Genomic DNA, 22,718 nt, shown 5'->3' with positions numbered 1-22,718 from the left:
GGCACCGCGCGCGTGAGGCGGCGGCGCCGGATGAATACGACGGTCATGCGACGGGACCGGTCGGCGCACGCCGCGGCGGCCATCGCGCAGGGTCCGGTCGCCGGCAGCCGGGCATGTCGTGCCCCGCGCCTCGATCGGCCACGCGAGCCGGACTTGTCCGGCCGTCGCGCCCGCTCGCCGTCCCGTCCGCGAGTCCGTCAGAACCCGAATGCGATCGCGAGCAGCCCGCTCACGATCCCGAACACGACGACGAGGCCCGTGACGATCGCCAGCATGTAAGGCTTGAACGACCGCGCGAGCATCGCGAGCGACGGCACGCTGATCGGCGGCAGCGTCATCAGCAGCGCGGCGGCCGGGCCGACGCCCATGCCGAGCGACAGCATCGCCTGGATGATCGGCACTTCACCGGCCGTCGGGATCACGAACAACGTCCCCGCGACCGCGAACGCGATGATCCAGCCGAGATGGTTGCCGATGTCCGGGCCGATATGCGGGAACAGCCACGCGCGCGCCGCGCCGAGCAGCAGCACGAGCACGATGTATTCGGGCACGAGCCGCACGGCCATGCGTGCGAGCAGCTTCATCCAGCGGACGAACGGATTGCCGGCGGCAGCCTGTTCGGCCACCAGCGCGGCGAGTTGCGCGTCGTCGATACTGCGGTCCTCCGGACGCGCGATGCGGTTCAGCAGATAGCCGATCCCGAACACCATCGCGATGCCGAGCACGAGCCGCAACGCGCTCCAGTGCCAGCCGAGCACGAAGCCCATGAACACCAGCGCGGCCGGATTCAGCACCGTGTTGCCAAGCCAGAACGCGACCGCGCCGCCCGGCGACGCGTGCCGCGCACGCAGGCCCGCGACGACCGGCGCCGCGCAGCACGTGCACATCATGCCCGGCAGCGACAGCAGGCCGCCCGCGGCGACACTGCCGAAGCCCGTGCGGCCGAGCACGCGCGCGACCCAGTGCGCGGGCAGCAGCGCCTGCACGGCCGAACCGAGCAGCAGGCCGAGCACCATGGCCTGCCAGATCGCCTTGCCGTACGCCCATGCGTAGTCGAGCGCCGCCTTCAGCGACGGCTCGGGCGCGCTCGCCGACGTGCCCATCAGGATCGACTGGCCGATCGAATGATGCTCGGCGGCGACGAACGCCTTGTTGTAGTACGGGAACCATTTCACGTAGAACAGTCCCGCGACCGCGATCAGCAGGAAGGTCAGCCAGCCGAGCGCCGGACTGGGTTGGGTGCGTGTGGTCGTCATCGTGCGGTGGTCGTAGGGTTGTTGTCGGTGGCGGCTCGGGCCGCCCCGCCGGCGGCGGGCGAGGCCGGCAGCCCGGCCTGCGCGAGCGCGTCGAGCAGCGCGCGCGCCTGCTCGCGCCCGTCGGCCGCATTCGGCCGGAAAGTAAACGCCAGTGCGCGGTTCGGCTTGTTGTACGTGGCGCGGTAGGTGCGCGCATAGGCGGGATCGTAATGCTTGTCGATCAGTTCGGTGAACAGCTCGGCCCGCGCGTCGGCATCGATCAGCGCATGCCAGTGCGCCACCTCGTCACGGCTGTGCAGGCCGATCAGCCGATTGAGCTGCGCCTTGAACGCGGCCGGCTCGTCGAACAGGTGGGCATAGTCGTCAAGGAGAAACGCGATGCGTTCGTCGTGCGCCGCCTCGACCTGCACCCACGGCCCGGCGTGAAACGCGTCGATCAACGCGATCGGCAGGTGCACGAGCCCGATCCTTCGGCTTTCCGATTCGACGAACACCGGCCATTCGGGGTCGAAACGCCCGAGTGTCTCGACGAGCCCCGAATCGAAGCCCTTCTGCGACGGCTGCGGCTTGCCCGGCAGCGCGCCGAGCAGCGAGCCGCGATGGCGCGCGAGCGCTTCGAGATCGAGCGTCTGCGCCCCTTCGTCGCGTAGCGCGTTCAGCAGCCGCGTCTTGCCGCAGCCGGTATGACCGACGAGCGCGATGTAGCGAAACCGCGTCGGCAGCGTGTCGAGCGTCGCGCACACCGAGTGGCGGTACGCCTTGTAGCCGCCGTCGAGCTGGCGCGCCTGCCAGCCGATCAGGTTGAACCAGGTCGTCATCGAACCCGAGCGCTTGCCGCCGCGCCAGCAGTAGATCAGCGGCCGCCAGTTGCGCGGACGGTCTGCAAACGTGGTGTCGAGATGGCGCGCGATGTTGCGTGCGACCATCGCCGCGCCGACGCGCGTCGCCTCATACGGCGACACCTGACGGTACATCGTGCCGACGATCACGCGCTCCTCGTTGCTGAGCACGGGCGCGTTCAGCGCGCCGGGGATGTGATCCTCGGCGAACTCGAGCGGCGTGCGCACGTCGATGATCTCGTCGAACTCGCCGGCGCGATCGAGGGTGACAATCAGGTTCTTCAATTTGGCGTCGAACAGGGGCGATGCGGCTCGGCGAGCCGCACGGGCACGGAAGGCGGATTCGCGATTATCTCACGCCCGGGCGTCCCGGGCCGCGCGCGGCAACCGGCGGCGGCGACGCGGCGCTCATCACGTCGATCAGATGGTCGCGAAACGCGCGCACCGACGCGGGCAGATCGCGCCCCGCCATGGTCTGCACCTGGATGCTGCGCTCGCGCAGCTGGGGGTTCGTGACGGGCACGACGACGAAGCCGTCCGCGTCGAAGCGGTCCCGCACCGATAGCAGCCCGGTGAACATGACCGCACCGGTACGCTGCGCGTAGCGGTACATCACCGCGGTGTTGTTGCTGGTCAGTTCCGGCTCGAGCATGAGCCCGTCGAGCACGCACGCGATGTCGATCAGCTGGCGCACCGTCGTGCCGGCCTCGGGCAGCACATGCGGGTGCCGGGCGACATCGGCGAGCGACACCGAATCGCGTGCCGCGAGCGGATGGTCGCGCCGCACGAGCGCGAAGACCGGCGCACGCTCCGTGTGTTCGACGCGTACGCCCTGCTCCGGCGCCAGGCTGAACGTCAGCCCGATGTCGGCATCGCCGTCGCGCACGCGCCGCGTCGCCTCCGCCGGCGACACGACCCACACCGAGAAATCGACGCCCGGGTGGCGCGCCTTGAAGCCCGCGAGCGCACCCGGCAGGAAATCGATCGCGAACCCTTCCGAGCAGGCGACCTTCAGCAGGCTGCCGTGCAGCGCCTCCAGCCCGCCGATTTCCTTCATCACGTGCTCGGCCTCCAGCAGGCTGCGCTGCGCGAAGCCCAGCAACCGTTCGCCGGCCTCCGACAGCGCCATCCCGCGCGGCCGGCGCTCGAACAGCGGCGCGCCGAGTTCGCTCTCGAGCTTCGCGATCTGCCGGCTGATCGCCGAGACGGCCACGTGCAGCCGCGCCGATGCGTCGCTGATCGAGCCGGTGCGCGCGACTTCGACGAAATACCGCAGCGCAAGACCATGCAGGAAAGCCGCCATCGTTCTGTCCCCGGGCCCGTCGCCCAGGCCGCTCCGCTTTGCCTTTTCGGCAAAGAAATGTTCGAAATTCGATCATTGTGACAAAAAAAACCGCTTCCTAGAATCGATCGCACTCCCGGTCGTGCGCGCCGCGCCCGCCGGAAAACCGATACAGGAGACCCGTCTTGAGCCGTACCGCCGCCATCCAGCACGCGCTGAACCAGTTCGAATCGGGCGCGCTCTTCACGACCCTGAGCCGCCGCGTCAGCCTGCGCACCGAAAGCCAGGACAGCGGCTCGGGCGCCGCGCTGCGCGCCTACCTGACCGACGAGATCGTACCGGAGGCCGCGCGCCTCGGCTTCACGTCGCGGATCGTCGAGAATCCGGCCGACGGCGGCGGCCCGTTCCTGCTGGCCTCGCGCCACGAGGACGACGCACTGCCGACCGTGCTGATCTACGGCCACGGCGACGTCGTGCGCGGCTACGACGCGCAATGGCGCGCGCCGCTGTCGCCGTGGACGCTGACCGTCGACGGCGATCGCTGGTACGGCCGCGGCAGTGCCGACAACAAGGGGCAGCACACGATCAACCTGGCCGCGCTGGCGAGCGTGCTCGCCGCGCGCGGCGGCCGGCTCGGCTTCAACGCGAAACTGCTGATCGAGATGGGCGAGGAAACGGGGTCGCCGGGCCTCGACGCACTGTGCCGCCAGGAGCGCGACACGCTCGCGGCCGACGTGCTGATCGCGTCCGACGGGCCGCGCCTCACCGCCGAACGCCCCACCGTGTTCCTCGGCTCGCGCGGCTCCGTCAACTTCAAGCTCAGCCTGCGCGCCCGCGACGGCGGCCATCACTCGGGCAACTGGGGCGGCCTGCTGCGCAACCCGGCGACCGTGCTCGCGAATGCGCTCGCAAGCCTCGTCGACGCGCGCGGCGCGATCCGCGTCGCGGGGCTGCGCCCGCCGCCGATCCCGGCCGCCGTGCGCGCCGCGCTCGCCGACCTGTCCGTCGGTGGCGGCCCCGGCGACCCAGCGCTCGACGCCGACTGGGGTGAGCCGGGCCTCTCTGCCGCCGAGCGCGTGTTCGGCTGGAATACGTTCGAGATCCTCGCGTTCAAGGCCGGTAATCCCGACCATCCGGTCAATGCTATTCCACCCGTCGCGTATGCCCATTGCCAGCTGCGTTTCGTGGTCGGCACCGACTGGGAGGCGCTGCATGCGCACCTGCGCGCGCATCTGGATGCGCACGGCTTCGCCGACATCGAGATCGACGTCGAACGCGGCGCACCGGCGACGCGTCTGCCGCCGGACGATCCGTGGGTCCGCTGGGCCGTCGCGTCGCTCGCGCGCACGACCGGCAAGAAGCCCGCGATCCTGCCGAACCTCGGCGGCACGCTGCCGAACGAAGTGTTCGCCGACACGCTCGGGCTGCCGACCCTGTGGGTGCCGCACTCGTATCCGGCGTGCTCGCAGCACGCGCCCGACGAGCACCTGCTCGCGAGCGTCGTGCGGGAAGGACTGCAGATGATGGCCGGCCTCTTCTGGGATCTCGGCGACGCCGCGCCGCCCGTTCGCCGCGCGGCACCCGCCGCGGCCGGCGCCGCCCTGTAACGCGCTTCGCCCCCTTTCTCGGGACTGCTCACACGATGAATACGACCACCCTGACCTCGCAGGACGCCGCGCGCCCCAGCACCGCGAAGATCCGCCGCATCATCTTCGCCGCGTCGATCGGCAACGCGCTCGAATGGTTCGACCTGATCGTCTACGGCTTTTTCGCGGTGACGATCGCCAAGCTGTTCTTCCCCGCGACGAGCGAGGCGACCTCGCTGCTGCTCACGCTCGGCACGTTCGGGCTGTCCTACCTGATCCGGCCGATCGGCGGCTTCGTGCTCGGCGCCTACGCGGACCGCGCGGGCCGCAAGGCGTCGCTGCTGCTGTCGATCGCGATGATGATGGCCGGCACGCTGCTGATCGCGCTGATGCCGACCTATGCGTCGATCGGCATCCTCGCGCCGCTCGGGATCATGCTGTCGCGGCTGATGCAGGGTTTTTCCGCCGGCGGCGAATTCGCGAGCTCGACCGCGTTCCTCGTCGAACACGCGCCGCAGCGGCGCGGCTTCATGTCGAGCTGGCAGTTCGCGAGCCAGGGTCTCGCGACGCTGCTCGCATCGGGCTTCGGTGCACTGCTGACGTCGACGCTGAGCACCACGCAACTCGAAAGCTGGGGCTGGCGCGTGCCGTTCCTGTTCGGCCTCGCGATCGGCCCGGTCGGGCTCTACATCCGCCGCTACGTCGACGAAGGCATCGAGTTCAAGACGCAGGCGCGCTCGGAAGCGCCCGTGCGCGAACTGTTCGCGGACCAGAAGATGCGCGTGCTGCTGTCGATCGGCGTGCTCGTGATCTCGACCGCGATCAACTACATGGTGCTGTACATGCCGACGTACGCGATCAAGCAGCTCGGGCTGCCGGCATCGACGGGCTTCGCGGCGACGCTCGCGACCGGTTTCGTGCTGACGCTCGTCACGCCGCTCGTCGGCCACCTGTCCGATCGCACCGGACGGATCCGCGTGATGGCGGCAGCCGCCGTGCTGATGCTCGTCACCGTCTGGCCGACGTTCGCGTGGCTCACGCATCACGCGTCGTTCGCGACGATGCTCGCCGCGCTGATCTGGATCGGCCTGCTGAAGGCGACGTACTGCGGCGCGCTGCCGGCGCTGATGGCCGAGCTGTTTCCGTCGCAGACCCGTGCGACCGGTCTCGCCGTCAGCTACAACACGGGCGTCACGCTGTTCGGCGGCTTCGCGCCGTTCGTGATCACGTGGCTGATCAGCGCGACCGGCAACCGGCTGTCGCCGGCGCTGTACCTGATCGGTTGCGCCGTGTTGAGTCTCATCGCACTGCTGGTCGCGCGCACGCGGCTCGGGATGCGCTGACCGCGCTCGCGAACAAAACGACGGCGCGGCATCCGTGCCGCGCGCCATTTACCGTGACGTTTACGGCGCCGGATTCGGCTGCAGCTCGTGCAGCGCGTCGATCTCGGCGAGGATCTCGTCGGACAGCTTCACGCCGATGCTGCCGATGTTCTCCTTCAGTTGCGCGAGCGATGTCGCCCCGACCAGGTTGCTGCGCACGAACGGCCGGCTGTTGACGAACGCGAGCGCGAGCTGCGCGGGCGACAGCCCGTGGCGCTGCGCAAGCGCGACGTAGCGTGACGTCGCTTCGACCGCCTGCGGCTTGCTGTAACGCTGGAAGCGCTCGAACAGCGTGATGCGCGCGCCGGCCGGACGCGCGCCGTTCTCGTACTTGCCGGACAGCCAGCCGAACGCGAGCGGCGAATACGCGAGCAGGCCGATGCCGTCGCGATGCGTGAATTCGGACAGGCCGTTCTCGAACGTGCGGTTCAGCAGGCTGTACGGATTCTGGATGCTCGCGATGCGCGGCAGCCCGAGCTTCTCGGCCGCGCGCAGGAACTGCGCGACGCCCCACGGCGTTTCGTTCGACACGCCGATCGCGCGGATCTTGCCGGCCTTCACGAATTCCGCGAGCACGCCGAGCGTTTCCTCGATCGGCACCGTATACGCGTCGTCGACCCACGGATACGCGGGGCGGCCGAACGTCGTCGTGCTGCGATCGGGCCAATGCAGCTGGTACAGGTCGACATAATCGGTCTGCAGGCGCTTGAGGCTGCCGTCGAGCGCCTCCGTCAGGTTCTTGCGGTCGAACTGGTTGCCTTCGCCGCGAATATGGCGCGGATTGTGCGGCTGCCGCGCCGGGCCCGCGATCTTCGTCGCGAGCACGATCCGGTCGCGCTGCGCACGATGCTGCGCGAGCCAGGTGCCGATGTACTGCTCGGTGCGGCCCTGGGTATCGGGCTTCGGGGGAACCGGATACATTTCCGCGGCATCGATCAGCGTGACGCCCTGCCCGAGCGCGTAATCGATCTGCTCGTGCGCGTCGCGCTCCGAATTCTGCTCGCCCCACGTCATCGTGCCGAGACCGATCAGGCTGACCTCGATGCCCGAATCGCCGAGTGTGCGGTATTCCATGCTGTTCCTGTCGCGTCAGTGGAAAGCAGAAACGCCATCACACTGAAGCGAATGCTTCAGATGGCCGATGCGTTCACTTACAGGCGGCCTTCGATGTGCGTTCAGCCCTCGCCGATACGGATACGGCCGCCTTCGCGCGCGTCGTCCGGTGGATGGCGCCGGACGACCGCGCCGGGCGTAACGACGCCACGCCTCCCGTTACTGCGGCCGCTGAATGAAGCAGGTCGCCGATGCATGCGCGACGATCTTGTCGTCCGGCGTTTTCAGCGTGCCTTCGGCGACACCCAGCGAACGCGACAGGTGAATCACGCGCCCTTCCGCGATCAGGTCGACGTCGCGCGGCACGGGACGCAGCATTTTCACGTGCAGGTCGACCGTGCCGTAGCCGACGCCCGCGTCGAGCATCGAATGCACCGCGCAGCCCGTGACCGAGTCGAGCACCGTCGCGGCGAATCCGCCGTGCACGCCGCCGAGCGGATTCAGGTGCCGGCCGTCCGCCCGCGCGGAAAACTTCACGTAACCGAGCTCGACGCCCAGCGGCCGCATCGGCATCGTCTCCGAGATCGACGCGAGCGGCACGTCGCCTGCCGCCGCCGCGCGCAGCAGTTCGAGACCGGACAGGGAAAGCGGATTCATCGGGTTGTCTCCTGATTGAACGCGCGTCGCCGCGCGAGTAAGTTCCAAATTGGAACTGATTATTGACAAGCGCGCCAGGCTTGTCAATGCAGCCGGCGCCCGGTGCAACCGAAGCTCAGTTCTATAATCGAACCCGCTCCTTCGCTGAACTGCCGCACGAGACTCGATCATGAAATGGGATGACATCGGTACGCTGAACTGCTCGGTCGCGCGCACGCTTGCCGTGCTCGGCGATCGCTGGACCATGCTGATCCTGCGCAACGCCTTTCTCGGCTGCCGCCGCTTCGATGCATTCCAGACGCAGCTGGGCCTCACGCGTCACGTACTGGCCGAGCGGCTCGCGCGCCTCGTCGACGAAGGCGTACTGGTCAAGCGCGCGTATCAGGAACGCCCGCCGCGCTTCGAATACCGGTTGACCGAAAAAGGCCTCGACCTGTACCCGGCCCTGCTCGCGCTGATGACCTGGGGCGATCGCTGGAAGGACGACGGCCAGGGGCCGCCGGTGCAATTGCGCCATCGCACCTGTGGCCAGCTGATGCATGCGGTCGCGGTGTGCTCGGCGTGCGGTGAGCCGCTCGACCCGCGCCACGTGCAGCCGGAACCCGGGCCCGGCTGGGTCGCGCACGAGGTGGCCGGAACGCACGATGCCTGACGCGTCGCGCTGAGCGCCGGTCGTACGAACATGGGTACGCCCATGACAGCGCGGCGCGGCCATCATGCGTGCGCGTGTTGCATGCGTCTTCGTTCGACGCGTATCGTTCGTGTTGCCGCGCCCTGTCTGCCGTTCCCGTCTCGTCGATCGCACGCCGCATTGCCCCTGCGCCCGCACGTGCGTGCCGTTCGTCACGCAGGGACCGTGCCGTCTGCGCACATGCGCACACCGCATCGACTTCGGTCACCCGGCACGACTGCCGAGCCGATTCAGGCGCCGCGCGGCATGATGAACATCGCCACGTCGGGCGTTGCAGACAGCCATCCAGCTGTCGTCCATTCGCATCCGGGCGTGACCGCGCCGCCGTGTCTGCGTTACACTCACGGCCCGCTGTCTCAAAAAAGATTCGCTGTCCAAGATGTTGTCGCGCAAACGCCTCGCCGCCGCCTGCCTCGCTGCTTCCCTCATCGCCACACCCTTCGCCGCCTTCGGCAAGACGCACAATGAATCGCTGCTGCAGCAGGCGTTCGACTTCATCGCGCAACTGCTGCCGACCCCGACCCATGAAGCGCCCGCCACGCAGTCCGTCGAATCGGCGTTCTCGCCCGATGGCGGTGCGGAGGTGCTCGTGCTGAAGGCAATCGGCGCCGCGCGCACCTCGATTCGCGTGGCCGCCTACTCGTTCACGTCGCCGCCCGTCACGCGCGCGCTGCTCGCCGCGAAGCGACGCGGCGTGAACGTCGCGGTCGTCGTGGACGACAAGGGCAATCGCGCGAAGAGCAGCAAGCAGGCGCTGAACCTGCTCGTCAACGCGGGCATTCCGACGCGCACGATCGACGCCTATGCGATCCACCACGACAAGTACCTCGTGATCGATGCCGAACATGTCGAGACGGGCTCGTTCAACTACAGCGCTTCGGCAGCCAGCCGCAATTCCGAAAACGTCGTCGTGGTCTGGAACAATCCGCAACTCGCGTCGCGCTACCTCGCGCATTGGCAAAGCCGCTTCGACCAGGGCACGCCGTACCGCTCGTCGTACTGACGCTTCGCCGCGCGCGATTGCTGGCGTCGTTCGCGTGCGACGCAGCCGACGCGCGCCGTCGTCGCACATCCGCGCCGTGATGGCGTCGATGATCGGCGCGCATTGCATGGCGATCAACCTGGCCGAATGGCCTGCACACCGTGCATGACGGCGCCGCGATCGCTGGAATCAGTTGAAATCAGTGGATGTCGGGCGAGCGCTCGGCGATCTGCGTGGCCGCGACGCACCGGCCGGCATGCGCACGCGCATCGCTTGCCGAAGGCTTCGGCCGATCCCGCGTACCGCCAGGCAACGCGTCGAGTACGCAGTCGGCACTGAAGGTCAACGTGTTCTGGACCATCGGATAGAGCAGATACAGCGCCAACGCGAGATACCCCGCGTACAGAATTCGAACCATGGTGCGTTAGATGAACGATTGATCTTGCCCTGTTTACGGCATCACGTCGGACAGCTTGAGCATCGGGCGTCGAATTGCATGGCCGGCAGCAACGCACGACGCGTGAAGCGTCCGTATCGCATCGACACGGCTACAACGCGTGGTGGCAGCACGATGGAGAATGCGTGATGCTGCTCGACGGGCGCTCGTCGAGCGTTGCGGTATCGACAGAAGCGAAGCACGCCGCCCGGCTTGCGCGAGCGCCGAGCGACACACGATCCCGCGCGGCATCGCGCGGTCGCCGACCGGCTCGGATCGGCCGATCGGCACAGGTACGAATCCGCGGACAAGCGGCGAAGCAACGCCGCCGGCATCTGAGCGCGGACGAGCCGCGCGCCGATACGCGCGGCCAAGAGCCACGTTCAGTCGCGTTCAACCGGATTCGCCCGGCCCGGTCAGGCTCCGCACGGCGGCGCGCTCGCCATCGCTTCCGCGATCTGCTCGGGCGTCAGGTCGCGCTGGTGGGTCGCGATCGACCAGCGATGGCCGAACGGATCCTCCACTTGCCCATAGCGATCGCCCCAGAACATGTCGGCGGCCGGCATCGTGACTGTCGCGCCGGCCGCGACGGCCTGCGCGATCGCCGCATCGGTGTCCGGCACGAACAGGTGCAGGCAGACCGGCGTGCCTTTCAGCGTCTTCGGCCCGAGTGCGCCGTGCTCCGGCATTTCATCCACGAGCATCAGCGTCGAATCGCCGATGGCGAGGCATGCGTGCGCGAGCCGGCCGTCCGGGGTCGGCAGGCGGAACCGTTCGGTCGCGTTGAACGCGCGCTTGTAGAAGTCGATGGCTGCGGCGGCGCCGGCGCAGATCAGATGCGGCGTCAGCGTGCGCATCCCCTCCGGGATCGGTTTGACGGATGTGGCCATGGGTGTCGCTCCTTCAGTCGGTTGTCGTGTCGAAAATCGGGACGGACGCACGATGCGCACGCCTCCGATGCTACGACGGACGGACTCGACGGAAATCGACACGCCGGACGACATTTTTTTGTTCGCGACAGGCGCCGGAACAGGTTCGGCCCGACAACGCGCGAGCATCAGGCCGCGTGCGACCTCCAATGGGGCGATCGCGCATCCGGGCATGGCCTCGTGCGCGATGGCACGGCTCGCGGAACACGCGCCGATCGCCGCTCAGATCTGCGGAAGGTCGCGCAACGTGCGCGACTCGCTCGTCGCATCGATGTCGAGTTCGATCCCCTCCGACGCGTCGCGATACAGCACGCGCTTCAGCCTCGGCCCCACCGCTGTGCCGTCCGCTTCGTCAAATACGGCACGAACGTCGTTGCCGGCCGCAAGCGCACGTGCCACTTCCGCCACCGACGCCTCGCTCGGCGTCGCCGCCCACGACCGGTCCGCCGGATTGACGGCCGCCCAGCGCACGTGCGTCACGCGCGCACTGAGCACATCGATTCGGACACCATTCACCGCGAACATCGACATCGGAATCTCCTTCGAAACGGTTGCGGCCGGGCGAACGCCCGACGATGGAAACCGGCGATGGCGCGACAGCACGCGTTCGATCGCCACCGGACCCGCCGGACGCGCGATCACCCAGGCACGCAGCTTCGGCCAACGCGATTTTCGATGATACATTGGGACGCTTTGCAACCGTCAACAGACAATCGTGCACGGGAGAAACACATGACCGACGCCTGGGGAACCTTCCCTGCCAGAATGGGCGACCATCAGGCCTTCATCAGCTTCAATCACGGCTTCGCGGAAATCGCCGAAAGCGACCCGCGCACGTCGCTGCTCAGCGTGCGCGTCACCCTTGCGCATCCGACGCCCGACGGCCTGCCGAGCGGTGACGAATTCGCCGATCTCACGAAGATCGAGGATCTGCTGGACGCCGCGGTGACCGCGAAAAACGGCGTGCAGGTCGGCCGCATCACGGTCGACGGCAACCAGGATTTCCTGTTCTACGTGCCGTTCGACGAAGCCGCCGCGGGCGAGATCGTCGACTCGCTGGCCGAACAGACGACCTACGCACTTCAGTACGCCTATCAGGACGATCCGGACAAGGAAACGTACTGGCGCACGCTCTACCCGACCGACGACGACTGGCAACTGATGCGCGACATGCGCGTGCTCGAGGCGCTGCGGCAGAAAGGCGACGTGAGCGACGTGAGCCGGCGCGTGATGCACTGGGCCTACTTCCCGGACCCCAGCGACGCGCACCAGTTCGCCGACTGGGCCGAGTCGAAAGGCTATCTGGTCGAATCGGTCGCGCCCACCGAGGACGGCAAATCGGCCGTGCGGTTCGCGCACGAAGGTACGACGGTGCTGGCCGACATCACGCACCATACACTCGAGATCAATCGCGAGGTGCACTCGCTCGGCGGCGAATACGACGGCTGGGAAACCAGCGTCGAGCAGGCAGGCTGATTGCGCTGACACGCGCGTGACGCGCGATCGGACCGTGGAGGGTTCGGGATCAAAAGCATCCCGGCGGCGCGACCGCGTACCGCCGGGATCCAGGCATTGCCGGCCGCAACCGGCGATCGGCCCCAAGCGATCGCTCACGCACGAGGAATGCGATTCATGCGGATCAGGCGAACGGATGCCGGGACGCGAAACGTCGTCTGCCGAACGCCTGTCCGGTTCCGCCGACGCGGCTTGCATGCGTCGTGCGGCCAAAAAGCCCCCGCTCCTGCGCGAGCGAGCGGGGTAACGGTTGACCGGGCCGGGGTAGAACGGTCAACCGGCCAGATTGTCATCGTGGCCCGTGCGACCGTCTGTGCGGCAACTCACCCTTTCAACCGGAAAGCCCGCACGCGCCGGCACCGCATGCGGCACGTCGCGGTCAGCGCGCGACGCCGGCGAGTGGCGCGGCGACCGCGACGATCACCGGGAACAACACGACGGCCCCGATCATCATCACGCCGTCGGCCGCCAGCGTGACCGGCGTCGCGAGCACGCGAACGGCCTTGTCGCCCTTCGTCAGGCGATCGTCGACCTCGATCGTGTAGGTATGGGAAAACGACGACCACGTCTTGCCCTGCTCAAACCCGTCGGCCCGATAGCGCGAACCGTTCAGCGCGCCTTCCATGCTCAGCTCGCCTTGACGGGACGTCGTAAAGCCGTCCGCCTGCGCACGCGCCCAATCGTCGTCCATCATGCCGGCGCGTGAAAGCACGAGCCGGTATTCGCCCGAGATCTTGCTGCCCTGTGCGACGAATCCATGGAGCGCCGCCTCGATCGACTTCCGGTAGGACGAGGCCAGCACGGCGCCGAGATGCGCGGGCATGTCGAAGATGTAGTGATACTGGTTGCCCAGCACGACGAATTTCTTGCCGTCCTCGCTGACGAGGAATCGATCGACCGTCTCTTCGTATCGGCCGTTTTCGAACAGCATCGCGGTACATCCTGCCAGACCGGTGGCAGCGACGATCGTGCCGGCGATCAGCAGCGTTCTTCTTTTCATGTTTCGAGTCCGGATTTTTTTGATTTATATCGGCGATTTTTAAATCGCGCCAGTCTCCGGTATCGCGCATGCATCGTCAAAGCAGCGTGATGCCGCTTTCCGTGAATCCGCGCTTTTCTTTCCGGATTTTCGTGAAACGACGTTTCACGACCTAACCCACTTTTTCTGGATTTCTGGATGGAGCGGCGCGAACCCGACGCTACGCCGGGCCGTCCGTGAACCATTCCGCAATCATGTCGATCCAGTCGAGATCGCTGGCGATTTCGACGACGACGTCGCTGATGGTTTCTTCGACTGAAGAATCGCTGGCGACCGCACTGGCGGTACCAGCGGCAGCACCTGCTGCGACCGCCTTCGCGGCTGGGATTTTGACGAGCGGCGCGCCTCGCGGGCTGACCAGTTGCTCCAGCCAGTCGACGATACTGGCGCGCGCGTCGTCCTCGTCGGCGAAGTCGTTGCGCTTCAGAAAACGGTCGAACACGACCCACGCGAGCGTCTTGCTTCGGGAAACGGAATCCAGTTGCCATTCGGTCACGGCGACCCGCCCCGTTTCCCGGGTTTCGAGCGTCGCTGTGAAGCGGTAATCGAGATATTCGATCTCAAGTTCAGGCGACATGATTTTCTGCGGCCACTCCGCTCTCTCGGTTCTTATCGATGTGCCGCGCCAGTCCGGTTTCACGCGCCGCGTGAATCTTGTGTGAATTCCGGACCGCGCGTCATGCAGACAGGCAGTATCGCGATATTCTCGCAAGCTGTCGACCGCGACTGAAAATGCATGGCCGCACCCGTCCAGTAACCGATACCCGTTGCGTGATCGATTCCGTGCCGCATTCTTTCGCGCATGATTGCGCCGGCTCGATTCCGGGTATCCGCGTGCTCCGCGGCCGCGGCCGCAGCCGCAGCCGCGCTGTTACACTCCCGCCACAAAAAACGCTTGCCCCACCCAAGGAAACAATGACAGTCGCTCGGGCACAACATGACGGCGTCGATGTCTGGATCATCCAGCTTCCGGGACACCCCGCCTATGCCTATACACATCTCAAACGGGTATTCGCGTCCGACGACTCGCGGCATCGCGTCGTGACGGTCGACCTGGCGAAGCTGCTCGCGTGCGCCGATCGCGACACGACCGACTATGTGCTGCCGTCGGTTCAATACTGGGCGCCCGGCAAGGCCGCCGGCATCCGCGATTTCCTCGATCCGGCCGAAGCCCGGATTCCCGACATGCCCTTCATCACGTTTCGCGAGACGAGAACGCGGACGCTGCTTGGCCTTCCGGGCCTGTCGAAAGTCGGCATCGCGTCGTTCCGGAACGGTCAGCATCGCGCGCGCTATCTGGCGTTTGCAGGGGCAACGAGCCTGCCTGTCGAAGTGCATGAAACCGAGGCGGATTTGCTCGTGCGGTATTGCGGCGAGTAACGGACGCGCCGCCTCATCTTCAGCGGCATCGGTCGTGCAGCGTGCCGCCTTGGCGTTCGGTGCCGGCATCGATCACGTAGATCCGGTCGGCGACCTCCGTGCGGCCGATGAAGCTGGTTTCGACGCCCGCCAACCGCCAGCCGTTGTGCTCGTAGAAGCCGATCGCGCGGACGTTGCCGTCGAGTACCGAAAGATGAACCTTGTCCTCGCCGATATGGCGGGCCCATGCGCGAACGGCTTCGATCATGCGCTTGCCGGTACCGCTTCCGTGATGCGCGGGATGCACATGAAGGCAATCGAGCAGGACGCCGCGCGCCGGATCGACCGGCCTTTCGGCGCTGACGAAACCGACCGGCGCCCCGTCGGACTCGGCGATCAGCACGAGGCCCCACTCCGCTTCGGCGCGGTCGAAATAGTTTCGCCACCGCGTCGCGTGCTCCGTCGGCACCTCATCGGCGAGATAGGCCGCCGGCAGGATATGGCTATAGGCGTTCTGCCAGCTCAGCGTGTGCAAGCGAGCGATGTGTTCCGCGTCGTGTGGTGTCGCGTTGCGCAGCGTGATGGTGCGGTTTTCCGGCATGCGAGGGTCGCTCTCGTTGTGCGATGGAGGCAGGGAAAGTGTAGCAATCGCGATGTTTCAACGGCGGGTTGCACAGGGAGTCGCGTGCGGCAGTGCGCGTCATGCCGTGGTCATCGCTTAATGCACCGTGACGCCTGCCGCTTTCTCCAATTCCTCGACAGCAGCGCCGCCCAAAAAAATGTCCCGACGCCTTCCGGGGCGTCGGGACCGAACGGCCCTGCAAAGCTAAGGGCACGAGGAATCGATACATTACATGAATGTAAGACTATTAAGCATTGGCGGCTCGTGCCAAGTCATTGGTTTAATCCGCCAATCTGCGAGACGATGAGCGAAGCCGGTCGCCGCTTCGCTTCGCGGGGCTCATGAGCAGCGGCCGCTCGATGAATCGAGCCACGCGCGAGTGACGTGACTCGGCGCGCAGTCTCAATATCGAAACGGCTTTCGTCGGCTGACGCGAAATGGATGAATGGCGAGCAGAACGCTCTGGAAATGGCGCGGCTCGAATCGATGCAATCGCATCGAATTTTCCGCACAAAACAAAACAGGCGCCGAAGCGCCTGTTTTGTTTGAGAATTTTGGGGTGGCTGATGGGACTCGAACCCAATTTGGTGGGGCGCGAAGGGGGATGCTGGGGACATATGTCTTTGTTTTTTCGATGATTCTCGAATTCCTAAGGCGATCAATCCCCCTTCAATCCCCGCAGTTGTCCCCGAAATTGTCCCAGAGGCGAGCGCAAGCCTTAACAGTCGCTCGCTGATCTGCCCCCTTCCATGCCCGACTAAAGAGGGGTATGCGTTGGCGGGAACTTCGTCGCCCGGTTCTTCCGTGCCCGGCCAGGTCCGAGAGTCGGCCTCCCCGGCTTCAGGAATCCTCGGTGAGCTGTTGAATAGAACAAGTACACTTTACGTTAGTGTCTGGATGGGGGCCTGCGTATGTCACGACCACATATGTAACCTCACCTACTACGAAGTGATGGTAGTAGAGCCTCGCTGCGCCTTGCGGTGTCGTTGCATCGCCCTGCTTAAGATGTGCATTGGACGTCTCGTCATACACCACCGCCTCTCCCAAATAGACAGTAAGTGACGAGCTGATCCCGCCCGTTTGTGCGTGATGCAACCGCCTCTCACCAAAGAAAGCATCGAGACGACCGGACGCACCATCTACGGCAAATTCGGCGAGCGCATCAATAGCGCGCTTCAGAAATTTTCGGCGAATTGGCAAAACAAGATCGCAGGACTCGTACACTCTGTCGATGATCAGAACTCGCGCGTTTCCGTCTTCCACCTGCCTGAAATAGTCAGATGGGAGCGTATCATCCTCGCTCTCCTCCTCCCCGCCCCAAACCGGCATCACGCTCCAGAGTTGAGCATAGATAGAATTTAACGCGGCGGTGTCCGGCCTTTGCTTTTCCGTCAATTGTGGCCAACCGTCTCGCCCGTTCGCTCCACGAACGATTGTTGCGCCGCAATCTTGAAGAGTATCGAGCTCATCCGCGAGGCCATCGGGAAGTTCTGTGTATGGCAAAACTATTACATGCGCGTCCGCATAATTGGGAAGAGCATCTGCGTACTCACGAACGGTCGCGAGTGCCTGTCCGGGATACGGAATGAGAACCAATCGGCCCTTCTTACCCACGTCAGCCAATACTACTTGCCGAGCGAAGCCTTTCCGGCCGCACTCGACTGCGAACCGTTTTTCCAACGACTTAGGAAGACCAATCACCAGCACGCCGCTCATGATGCTGTCCCGTCAAATCACAGGCGGGACTTAATCATGATTGTGCTCAGCAGCGTCGGAAGCACTAGGCGAGAGAGATCGTCGTCCGTAAGAAGCTCAAGCAGCTTGAGGACTTGCTCTCGCGCGGGAGACACCGATCCAGGATCAGGAGAGGCAATCGGGGAAGCAATCGACCCTGTCACGCCTGCGGCGGATACACCAGTCAACTCGATAGTTTTCGAGGACTCTGGCCTCACGTAGAGAAGGGAGGCGTCAATATCATTGGAGCCCACCCACTGCTCAATGATTGCAGTCACGCGCGCTGTACGATTCGCCCGCCATGCCAAGCCATGCACTCCTAGAGCCCGCGAGAACAGCGCATTGACTGTACTCGAATAGGGCTCAGCGACGAGCGGCTCAAGTGCCGCGCGCTCCTCCGCTTGCAATGGAGCGCTTGCAAGAAACTCGCGCATCCATGTGGACTGCACGTCTGCGGAAATCGGCGGAATTTCGATAAAATCGGCGGGCGCGGCTTCGACGGCTGCTCTCTCCGGCCCTTGCTTCCCGTTGAGGTAGTGAACCACCCCACCGTTTTGCTTGTTGAAAAATCGCTTGCGCTCCGGGTCGGGATTCGCAAATGCCTGCCAGACGGCGCTTCGAATTACAGGGCCCGCAGCCTTTGGAGTAGGAAGTACCGACGAGGCCAGCGGCCGACCTGCAATGGCACTCCCCTTCAACGATACAAGGATGTCACCAATGCCCTCTTGTCGATGCACGACAACAAGGCCACCGTGCACTCGCTGCAGGTACTCGCTAAATTGCCGAAATCCAAGGGCTTTTTCGTCGAAGACTCCAAGGCCGTTCGCGACGAATGCAGCAATGAGACGCTGCTTCAGTCTAGCGCCGAGCTCTGGTTCGGGAGAGTTTGCAGAAAGAAGCTGCTGAATGAGCTGTGCCGAGACAGCATCATGAGATTCTTGCATAGAGCTATTTTTTTCAGGGTCAGATGCAAAATGAAATAACCCGCCACAGAGTGTGCGCGGGTATTTCGGACGAAATCATCAATTGCTTCTGAGTTCCCTGACTTGGAGCCACGTCGTCTAGATAGAAGAACTCACCGTCCACCTAGCCCATAGGCGCTGCTCAAGCTCCCGAGATGGACCCTAGATTCACTTGATCTGGCTAATCTCGGAATGTCCCCGGTGGGGAGTGATGCGATTGTGCACCGTAGCGAATATCCATGTCAAGCAACGCCTTACACGTTGTCACACCGCCCACCATTACGTTGTGTTGCTCTCTTCTGTCACAATAACTGCGACGTGTACCGATCGGCTATCCAGAGTAATCATAGGCTTACTTCTTCGGCTCAGTCGGCAAGGATGCGGGCTCAGCCCGCATGGCGTCGGCCTGATAGAGTTGCAGCATCACGCGCGCTGCTTCAATGTTCGGCGTCGTCAGCCACTCTTCCCAGTCGTTCGGTTGCAGGATCACGACGGCCCGCTTCTCATCATTCGGTTTGTGCATCCTGGAGAAGATCGGGTGCCCCTCACCGTTGACCGTGATCATCGCCATGGCGTGCTGTACGGCGCCGTCCGGACCCTTCAGCGTGCGCCAGATGCCGGCGACGCACAGCTGGCGCCAGCCGGCGAGGCCGATCCGGTATCGGATGTGCTTCCCGGTTTTCCAGTTCGGCTCATAGATCCACTCGGCCGGAATCAGGCAGCGCTGGCCGCCTCGCCACGTCGGCCCGCACAGCGGGCGACTTCCCGAGGTTGTCGTCGCGCACGTTCACCGTGCTGCGCACGATCGGCGGCTTGCGGCCCTGCTCCTTCGCCTTCTCTACATTGGCCTTCTGAAGCGCCCGCGGCCAGAAACCGAAGCCAGCGATCAACGGTTTGAGCTGCCCGTCGACATTCGCGACGATCGGAGCGTCATAGTCCTGGTAGATATCCGGCCTCCACGGGAAGCGACGATACAGGTCGCTGAATGGCTCGATACGGAGTTCGCGGATCTCGAAGTCCTCATGCGGTGTCCGGTAGTTCGTACACATCGCCCGATCCCCATTTATGAGACTTGACGTGACCATCCTACCGCGAGATATACTGTATATTCATACAGCATTGCATCACGTCATGAAACCACGCTGGGCATATACGTGGGAGTACACACACCTCGAGTCCGGGCAGCGTCGTCACACGTATGTCCCAGTCACCGCTAGCGAGTTCCAGTGCCTGACCGGGCAGTTTCTCGACGAGTCAGACGCACGTCCGATCGAGGAAACGAAAGTCGATCGTAACGTCGCGCCGCTTACGGACCCGCACCGAAACCACGTACCGGCGATGCCGGAGTTCGTAGCGCCGACCGAGACTGAATTGCGTGAACTCTGGCGGGCCAACCACGACCCAGAAATCCGACGCCTCATCCTCGAAATTGTGACGCTCCGGAAGTCACTTCAGAAGGTCATGGATTGGTGGGGAGGAGCAAATCGCGAGGCAGCAGATCAAGGCCAGCTCGGCGGTCCATTTGGTCCATTCCGCAAGCTTTACTTCCTACTGCGCGATGAGATGCGTCGTGCGGGGCTGATGTAGCGACGCATACGTGGCTTCCCGAATACCTGTCATTGCGCAGGCAGATATGCACCAAGGACGAGATTGAAACGTGAGAAGCAGACAAGGTACGTCAGTCTTGAGGCGATCATGAATTCTTCGTGACTGCGCGGCTGTCGTCACCGAAGCAGCCATTTACTCGGCGTAGCGCTGTCGGCTACGAGCGGGCATCCGGATAGTGTCAGCTTAGACGGCCCCGCCCCCGTCGCCGTCGGCTTAAGAAATTTCCTATACATCTACGAAATCGTCATTTTTCATACCAATTCATCGAAAATTGTTCTGGCATAGTCACCATCCTTAGTATAAGGTGCATAAAGCAATAAAGTTGTCGCTATCCTACGCATATAACCACCAATGAAGGGAGAGCAAATTATGGCAACTAAATCACCGCACGTACCTAACGGAATTTTGCGCGAAATCGAAGTTGGCGATCAAATACTTTTGTTTGATCCAGTTGCTGACAATTTTCACGCAATCAACTTGGCTGGCAAGTTGATTTGGCTTGAGGCCAAACGTCGATCTCCCGTACAAGCGTATGCCAAAACAATCGCGTCATTTTTTGGCGGGAAGGCTTCAGACTACCAAGCCGACGTTGAAGCAGCATTAAAGATGTTTATCGATAATGACATACTCGTTCCAGCCAGCAATAAGTCCCCCGCCCCCGCACCGGGCGACGTCCACTTGGAGCCTCATGGACATCCTCTTACGTACGAACCTCCAGCTGTAAAAACGTATCCAGCTGCCTGGATGAAGAAGAATCACCCATCTGCTTTCCTCTCGGTTCGGTTTTCGGATACTTGGAGTCCTGCCTGCGACAAATAGGCTGTCGACGAGCGCTTATATCCATAATTCCTTCGACAGCATGCCATGGTAGAAAAATTGTCGAGTCGGACTGATGCCCTTGTCGATGCCTTACGAGGTGAAAACGTCCGCGCGATGTTGTGGAGCGCAGCAGCAAAGGGCGTGATTCGCCGATCTGTTGTCGTTGGAGAGAAGCGGCTAGTGATCGCTTTTACGGATTCCGGTATTCTCGAAGCGCTTGCCCAACGATATGAATTTGAATCTTGTGATTCACCAAATCGATCGATTGACGTATTGATTGATTGGTCGCCAGACAGACATGCGAAGCTGATTGTCGCGGATCGATCCGGATACATCGACTCATTTGATGCGTCTCAGCCGGACACAATTCACTTTGCGTCTTCAAAAGAGGGTGTTTTGCAATTTGCTGGAAGTTGGGGAGGTGTTGAAGCGACGGCGCTCCATGGAAAAACGGTTGTTTCAGCGACGGGATTGGCGTATCTGGCTGCAGATCAGGCGCTTACCTTTGCATTCCTGCGCGTGCTTCACGATTATATCTGCCTCCACATGGCAGTAGTTGTATCGGATAACCATTCAATTATGTTACTCGGTCCATCGGGATCGGGAAAATCAACCCTGTCTCAGTTGCTGACCAAGGGCGGCACGTACGTTTTTGCTGATGACTTGGTTGCGTATTCATCGAAACTCAATCGCATCGTCCGTCTTCCTCGCTGGTCGGCTGGCTACCGGAGACCGCGCGTTGAGCAACCTCATGCCAGTGTGCTAGAGCAGCAACGAGCATGGCACTTGATCTATATCGGCCCGAAGAGTCATCGCGAAAACGAACTTCTACCACTTGACCCAATTGCCGCATTGCAGCGCACCGCTTCAAGTTCGTTGATCGTCCCTCCGCACAGCTCGGAACCTTGTTTCGATTCGATTAGAACCTTAATCGTTAATTCACACTGCTGGCAACTTACCCCCCTTCAAGGCGCACCCGCGGCATCCGCGACACTGGTTGCCAAAATATTAGAGAGTCTGACGTGATGACGCTCGAGCCTCACTTTGACATGGTTCTCCTGCTGATGACCAATCGCTGCAATTTGACCTGCAAGCATTGCTATGTCTCAAGCAGCCCATTAGGCGATTTCGGGCTGGAGCGCGCGGACCTTCTGCGCATTGTTGATGAGATTGTGGACAGCCTCGCAGGCACCCGGCTCACCTTAAGCGGCGGAGAGCCGTTGGCTAGGCGCGACGACGCACTAGCAACATTGAGCTACGCCTCCGGCCGCCTACCGTTGCTCTTGCTCACGAATGGCACGCTGATCACGAGCGATCTTGCGCGGCGTCTTGGAGCAATAGAAGATTTGACCATACGCGTAAGCTTGGATGGGCCTAATGCGATAACCCACGATCTGATGCGAGGCGCTGGAAGCTTTCATCGATTAATGCGTGGAATCAAGACGCTGCTTGATGCCGGTTTTTCGCCACAACGACTTGAGGCTTTTGCTACAGTACCGAATAGTAACGCCGAGCAAATAGACGACATTCTTACCCTTGCGCTGGCATGTGGAATCACACGGGTTAAACTAGAACCGGTTGCGAAGACCGGAAGAGCTGCCGAGACGTGGCCACGCAACATCAATTTCACACCAGATGCAGACACTTCGATCTATCGTAGAAAGGTGGCATCCATGGCTGGTTCGTCGCCCCCCAAACGTCTAGGTTGGTCCTTTCACGATATTCAAGACACTCGCTTCAATGTTCTAAATATCTATTCTGACGGCTCGGTATATCCATTCACGTATCAAGACAATGACGATCAACATTTCAGCCATTTGGGAAACATACACTCTGAGCCGCTAAGCACCATCATCAACCGTGACCGAGTTTCGGCTGCAGTGATCGCAAAAACGATTCGTTTGCTCCGTGGTCCTGATCGCAGTTTACGGGCCATCCGAGCCGAGTATTCTGCCCCACAAAAATGA

23 protein-coding genes and 1 pseudogene are annotated in these 22,718 nt (G+C 63.3%); 10 read left to right on the top strand and 14 right to left on the bottom strand.

Going from position 1 to position 22,718, the window contains the following annotated elements; all coding sequences use genetic code 11:
* Positions 1 to 197 precede the first annotated feature (197 nt).
* From DIE17_RS04140 to DIE17_RS04130, 3 genes are all read right to left on the bottom strand, one after another.
* Positions 198 to 1,256, bottom strand: a complete 1,059-nt coding sequence (locus DIE17_RS04140; RefSeq protein ID WP_044843616.1) for a permease — start codon at positions 1,254 to 1,256, stop codon at positions 198 to 200.
* Positions 1,253 to 2,380: a tRNA 2-selenouridine(34) synthase MnmH gene (gene mnmH, locus DIE17_RS04135; RefSeq protein ID WP_124522211.1), complete on the bottom strand. Its 1,128-nt coding sequence runs from the start codon at positions 2,378 to 2,380 to the stop codon at positions 1,253 to 1,255. The genes DIE17_RS04140 and mnmH overlap by 4 nt, the downstream gene beginning before the upstream one ends.
* A 64-nt stretch (positions 2,381 to 2,444) precedes the next feature.
* Positions 2,445 to 3,398: a LysR family transcriptional regulator gene (locus DIE17_RS04130; RefSeq protein ID WP_124485544.1), complete on the bottom strand. Its 954-nt coding sequence runs from the start codon at positions 3,396 to 3,398 to the stop codon at positions 2,445 to 2,447.
* A 164-nt stretch (positions 3,399 to 3,562) separates the two neighbouring features.
* On the opposite strand from DIE17_RS04130, the gene DIE17_RS04125 reads away from it, so the two are divergent.
* Together DIE17_RS04125 and DIE17_RS04120 are read left to right on the top strand one after the other, a co-directional pair.
* Positions 3,563 to 4,984 (top strand): M20 family metallopeptidase, encoded by a 1,422-nt coding sequence (locus DIE17_RS04125; protein ID WP_124522213.1) that lies wholly within the window; start codon positions 3,563 to 3,565, stop codon positions 4,982 to 4,984.
* 35 nt (positions 4,985 to 5,019) lie between these two features.
* Positions 5,020 to 6,306 (top strand): MFS transporter, encoded by a 1,287-nt coding sequence (locus DIE17_RS04120; protein WP_124572973.1) that lies wholly within the window; start codon positions 5,020 to 5,022, stop codon positions 6,304 to 6,306.
* Positions 6,307 to 6,366: 60 nt separating this feature from the next.
* On the opposite strand, the gene DIE17_RS04115 is transcribed toward DIE17_RS04120, so the two are convergent.
* Together DIE17_RS04115 and DIE17_RS04110 are read right to left on the bottom strand one after the other, a co-directional pair.
* Positions 6,367 to 7,419: an NADP(H)-dependent aldo-keto reductase gene (locus DIE17_RS04115; protein ID WP_044845042.1), complete on the bottom strand. Its 1,053-nt coding sequence runs from the start codon at positions 7,417 to 7,419 to the stop codon at positions 6,367 to 6,369.
* Positions 7,420 to 7,617: 198 nt separating this feature from the next.
* A complete protein-coding gene (locus DIE17_RS04110) occupies positions 7,618 to 8,055 on the bottom strand; it encodes a PaaI family thioesterase (protein ID WP_124485548.1) in 438 nt (145 codons plus the stop codon).
* 169 nt (positions 8,056 to 8,224) lie between these two features.
* On the opposite strand from DIE17_RS04110, the gene DIE17_RS04105 reads away from it, so the two are divergent.
* Positions 8,225 to 8,707: a helix-turn-helix domain-containing protein gene (locus DIE17_RS04105; protein ID WP_044845044.1), complete on the top strand. Its 483-nt coding sequence runs from the start codon at positions 8,225 to 8,227 to the stop codon at positions 8,705 to 8,707.
* A gap of 418 nt (positions 8,708 to 9,125) precedes the next feature.
* On the top strand, positions 9,126 to 9,749 hold the full coding sequence (locus DIE17_RS04100) for a phospholipase D family protein (protein WP_124522217.1): 624 nt from the start codon (positions 9,126 to 9,128) through the stop codon (positions 9,747 to 9,749).
* A 178-nt stretch (positions 9,750 to 9,927) separates the two neighbouring features.
* On the opposite strand, the gene DIE17_RS04095 is transcribed toward DIE17_RS04100, so the two are convergent.
* The 3 genes from DIE17_RS04095 to DIE17_RS04085 form a co-directional block, all read right to left on the bottom strand.
* Positions 9,928 to 10,146 carry a hypothetical protein gene (locus tag DIE17_RS04095; RefSeq protein ID WP_124485550.1) on the bottom strand — a complete coding sequence of 73 codons (219 nt, stop codon included), beginning with the start codon at positions 10,144 to 10,146 and terminating at the stop codon, positions 9,928 to 9,930.
* Between the two features lie 434 nt (positions 10,147 to 10,580).
* Positions 10,581 to 11,054, bottom strand: coding sequence for a VOC family protein (locus tag DIE17_RS04090; RefSeq protein ID WP_124522219.1), 474 nt, complete (start codon positions 11,052 to 11,054; stop codon positions 10,581 to 10,583).
* Between the two features lie 261 nt (positions 11,055 to 11,315).
* The gene (locus DIE17_RS04085) at positions 11,316 to 11,624 is read right to left on the bottom strand and encodes a phosphatidylserine/phosphatidylglycerophosphate/cardiolipin synthase (protein WP_124522221.1); all 309 of its coding nucleotides are present in this window, start codon (positions 11,622 to 11,624) and stop codon (positions 11,316 to 11,318) included.
* Positions 11,625 to 11,825: 201 nt separating this feature from the next.
* Here DIE17_RS04085 and DIE17_RS04080 point away from each other — a divergent pair, with 201 nt between their 5' ends.
* Positions 11,826 to 12,569, top strand: coding sequence for a DUF695 domain-containing protein (locus DIE17_RS04080; protein WP_044845048.1), 744 nt, complete (start codon positions 11,826 to 11,828; stop codon positions 12,567 to 12,569).
* 418 nt (positions 12,570 to 12,987) lie between these two features.
* Here DIE17_RS04080 and DIE17_RS04075 read toward each other — a convergent pair whose 3' ends face one another.
* Together DIE17_RS04075 and DIE17_RS04070 are read right to left on the bottom strand one after the other, a co-directional pair.
* Positions 12,988 to 13,608, bottom strand: coding sequence for a hypothetical protein (locus tag DIE17_RS04075; protein ID WP_185500320.1), 621 nt, complete (start codon positions 13,606 to 13,608; stop codon positions 12,988 to 12,990).
* A gap of 199 nt (positions 13,609 to 13,807) precedes the next feature.
* Positions 13,808 to 14,224: a hypothetical protein gene (locus tag DIE17_RS04070; RefSeq protein ID WP_124522223.1), complete on the bottom strand. Its 417-nt coding sequence runs from the start codon at positions 14,222 to 14,224 to the stop codon at positions 13,808 to 13,810.
* A gap of 338 nt (positions 14,225 to 14,562) precedes the next feature.
* Here DIE17_RS04070 and DIE17_RS04065 point away from each other — a divergent pair, with 338 nt between their 5' ends.
* Positions 14,563 to 15,027: a plasmid fertility inhibition factor family protein gene (locus DIE17_RS04065; RefSeq protein ID WP_044845051.1), complete on the top strand. Its 465-nt coding sequence runs from the start codon at positions 14,563 to 14,565 to the stop codon at positions 15,025 to 15,027.
* Positions 15,028 to 15,046: 19 nt separating this feature from the next.
* Here the strand turns inward: DIE17_RS04065 and DIE17_RS04060 are convergent, their stop codons facing one another.
* The 4 genes and pseudogenes from DIE17_RS04060 to DIE17_RS04045 form a co-directional block, all read right to left on the bottom strand.
* Positions 15,047 to 15,607, bottom strand: coding sequence for a GNAT family N-acetyltransferase (locus tag DIE17_RS04060; protein WP_124485553.1), 561 nt, complete (start codon positions 15,605 to 15,607; stop codon positions 15,047 to 15,049).
* 861 nt (positions 15,608 to 16,468) lie between these two features.
* Entirely contained in the window at positions 16,469 to 17,344 is an 876-nt protein-coding gene (locus tag DIE17_RS04055) for a hypothetical protein (protein ID WP_124920746.1), read from the bottom strand.
* 17 nt (positions 17,345 to 17,361) lie between these two features.
* Positions 17,362 to 18,306 (bottom strand): hypothetical protein, encoded by a 945-nt coding sequence (locus tag DIE17_RS04050; protein WP_124920745.1) that lies wholly within the window; start codon positions 18,304 to 18,306, stop codon positions 17,362 to 17,364.
* A 370-nt stretch (positions 18,307 to 18,676) separates the two neighbouring features.
* A pseudogene (locus DIE17_RS04045) lies at positions 18,677 to 19,373 on the bottom strand (SOS response-associated peptidase family protein).
* 82 nt (positions 19,374 to 19,455) lie between these two features.
* Between DIE17_RS04045 and DIE17_RS37850 the strand changes: the two are divergent.
* The 4 genes from DIE17_RS37850 to DIE17_RS04025 all read left to right on the top strand — a co-directional run bounded on the left by DIE17_RS37850 (position 19,456) and on the right by DIE17_RS04025 (position 22,718).
* Complete coding sequence (locus DIE17_RS37850; protein WP_260439205.1) at positions 19,456 to 19,911, top strand: hypothetical protein; 456 nt, start codon at positions 19,456 to 19,458, stop codon at positions 19,909 to 19,911.
* Positions 19,912 to 20,301: 390 nt separating this feature from the next.
* Complete coding sequence (locus tag DIE17_RS04035) at positions 20,302 to 20,751, top strand: hypothetical protein (protein WP_124920744.1); 450 nt, start codon at positions 20,302 to 20,304, stop codon at positions 20,749 to 20,751.
* Between the two features lie 45 nt (positions 20,752 to 20,796).
* The gene (locus tag DIE17_RS04030; protein WP_124920743.1) at positions 20,797 to 21,777 is read left to right on the top strand and encodes a hypothetical protein; all 981 of its coding nucleotides are present in this window, start codon (positions 20,797 to 20,799) and stop codon (positions 21,775 to 21,777) included.
* Entirely contained in the window at positions 21,777 to 22,718 is a 942-nt protein-coding gene (locus DIE17_RS04025; protein ID WP_260439206.1) for a radical SAM protein, read from the top strand. Before DIE17_RS04030 ends, DIE17_RS04025 begins: the two co-directional genes overlap by 1 nt.

It is taken from the genome of Burkholderia sp. Bp9099, assembly GCF_003857805.1.
Classification (GTDB): Bacteria; Pseudomonadota; Gammaproteobacteria; order Burkholderiales; family Burkholderiaceae; genus Burkholderia.
This window is presented reverse-complemented; position numbering and strand designations above follow the sequence as displayed.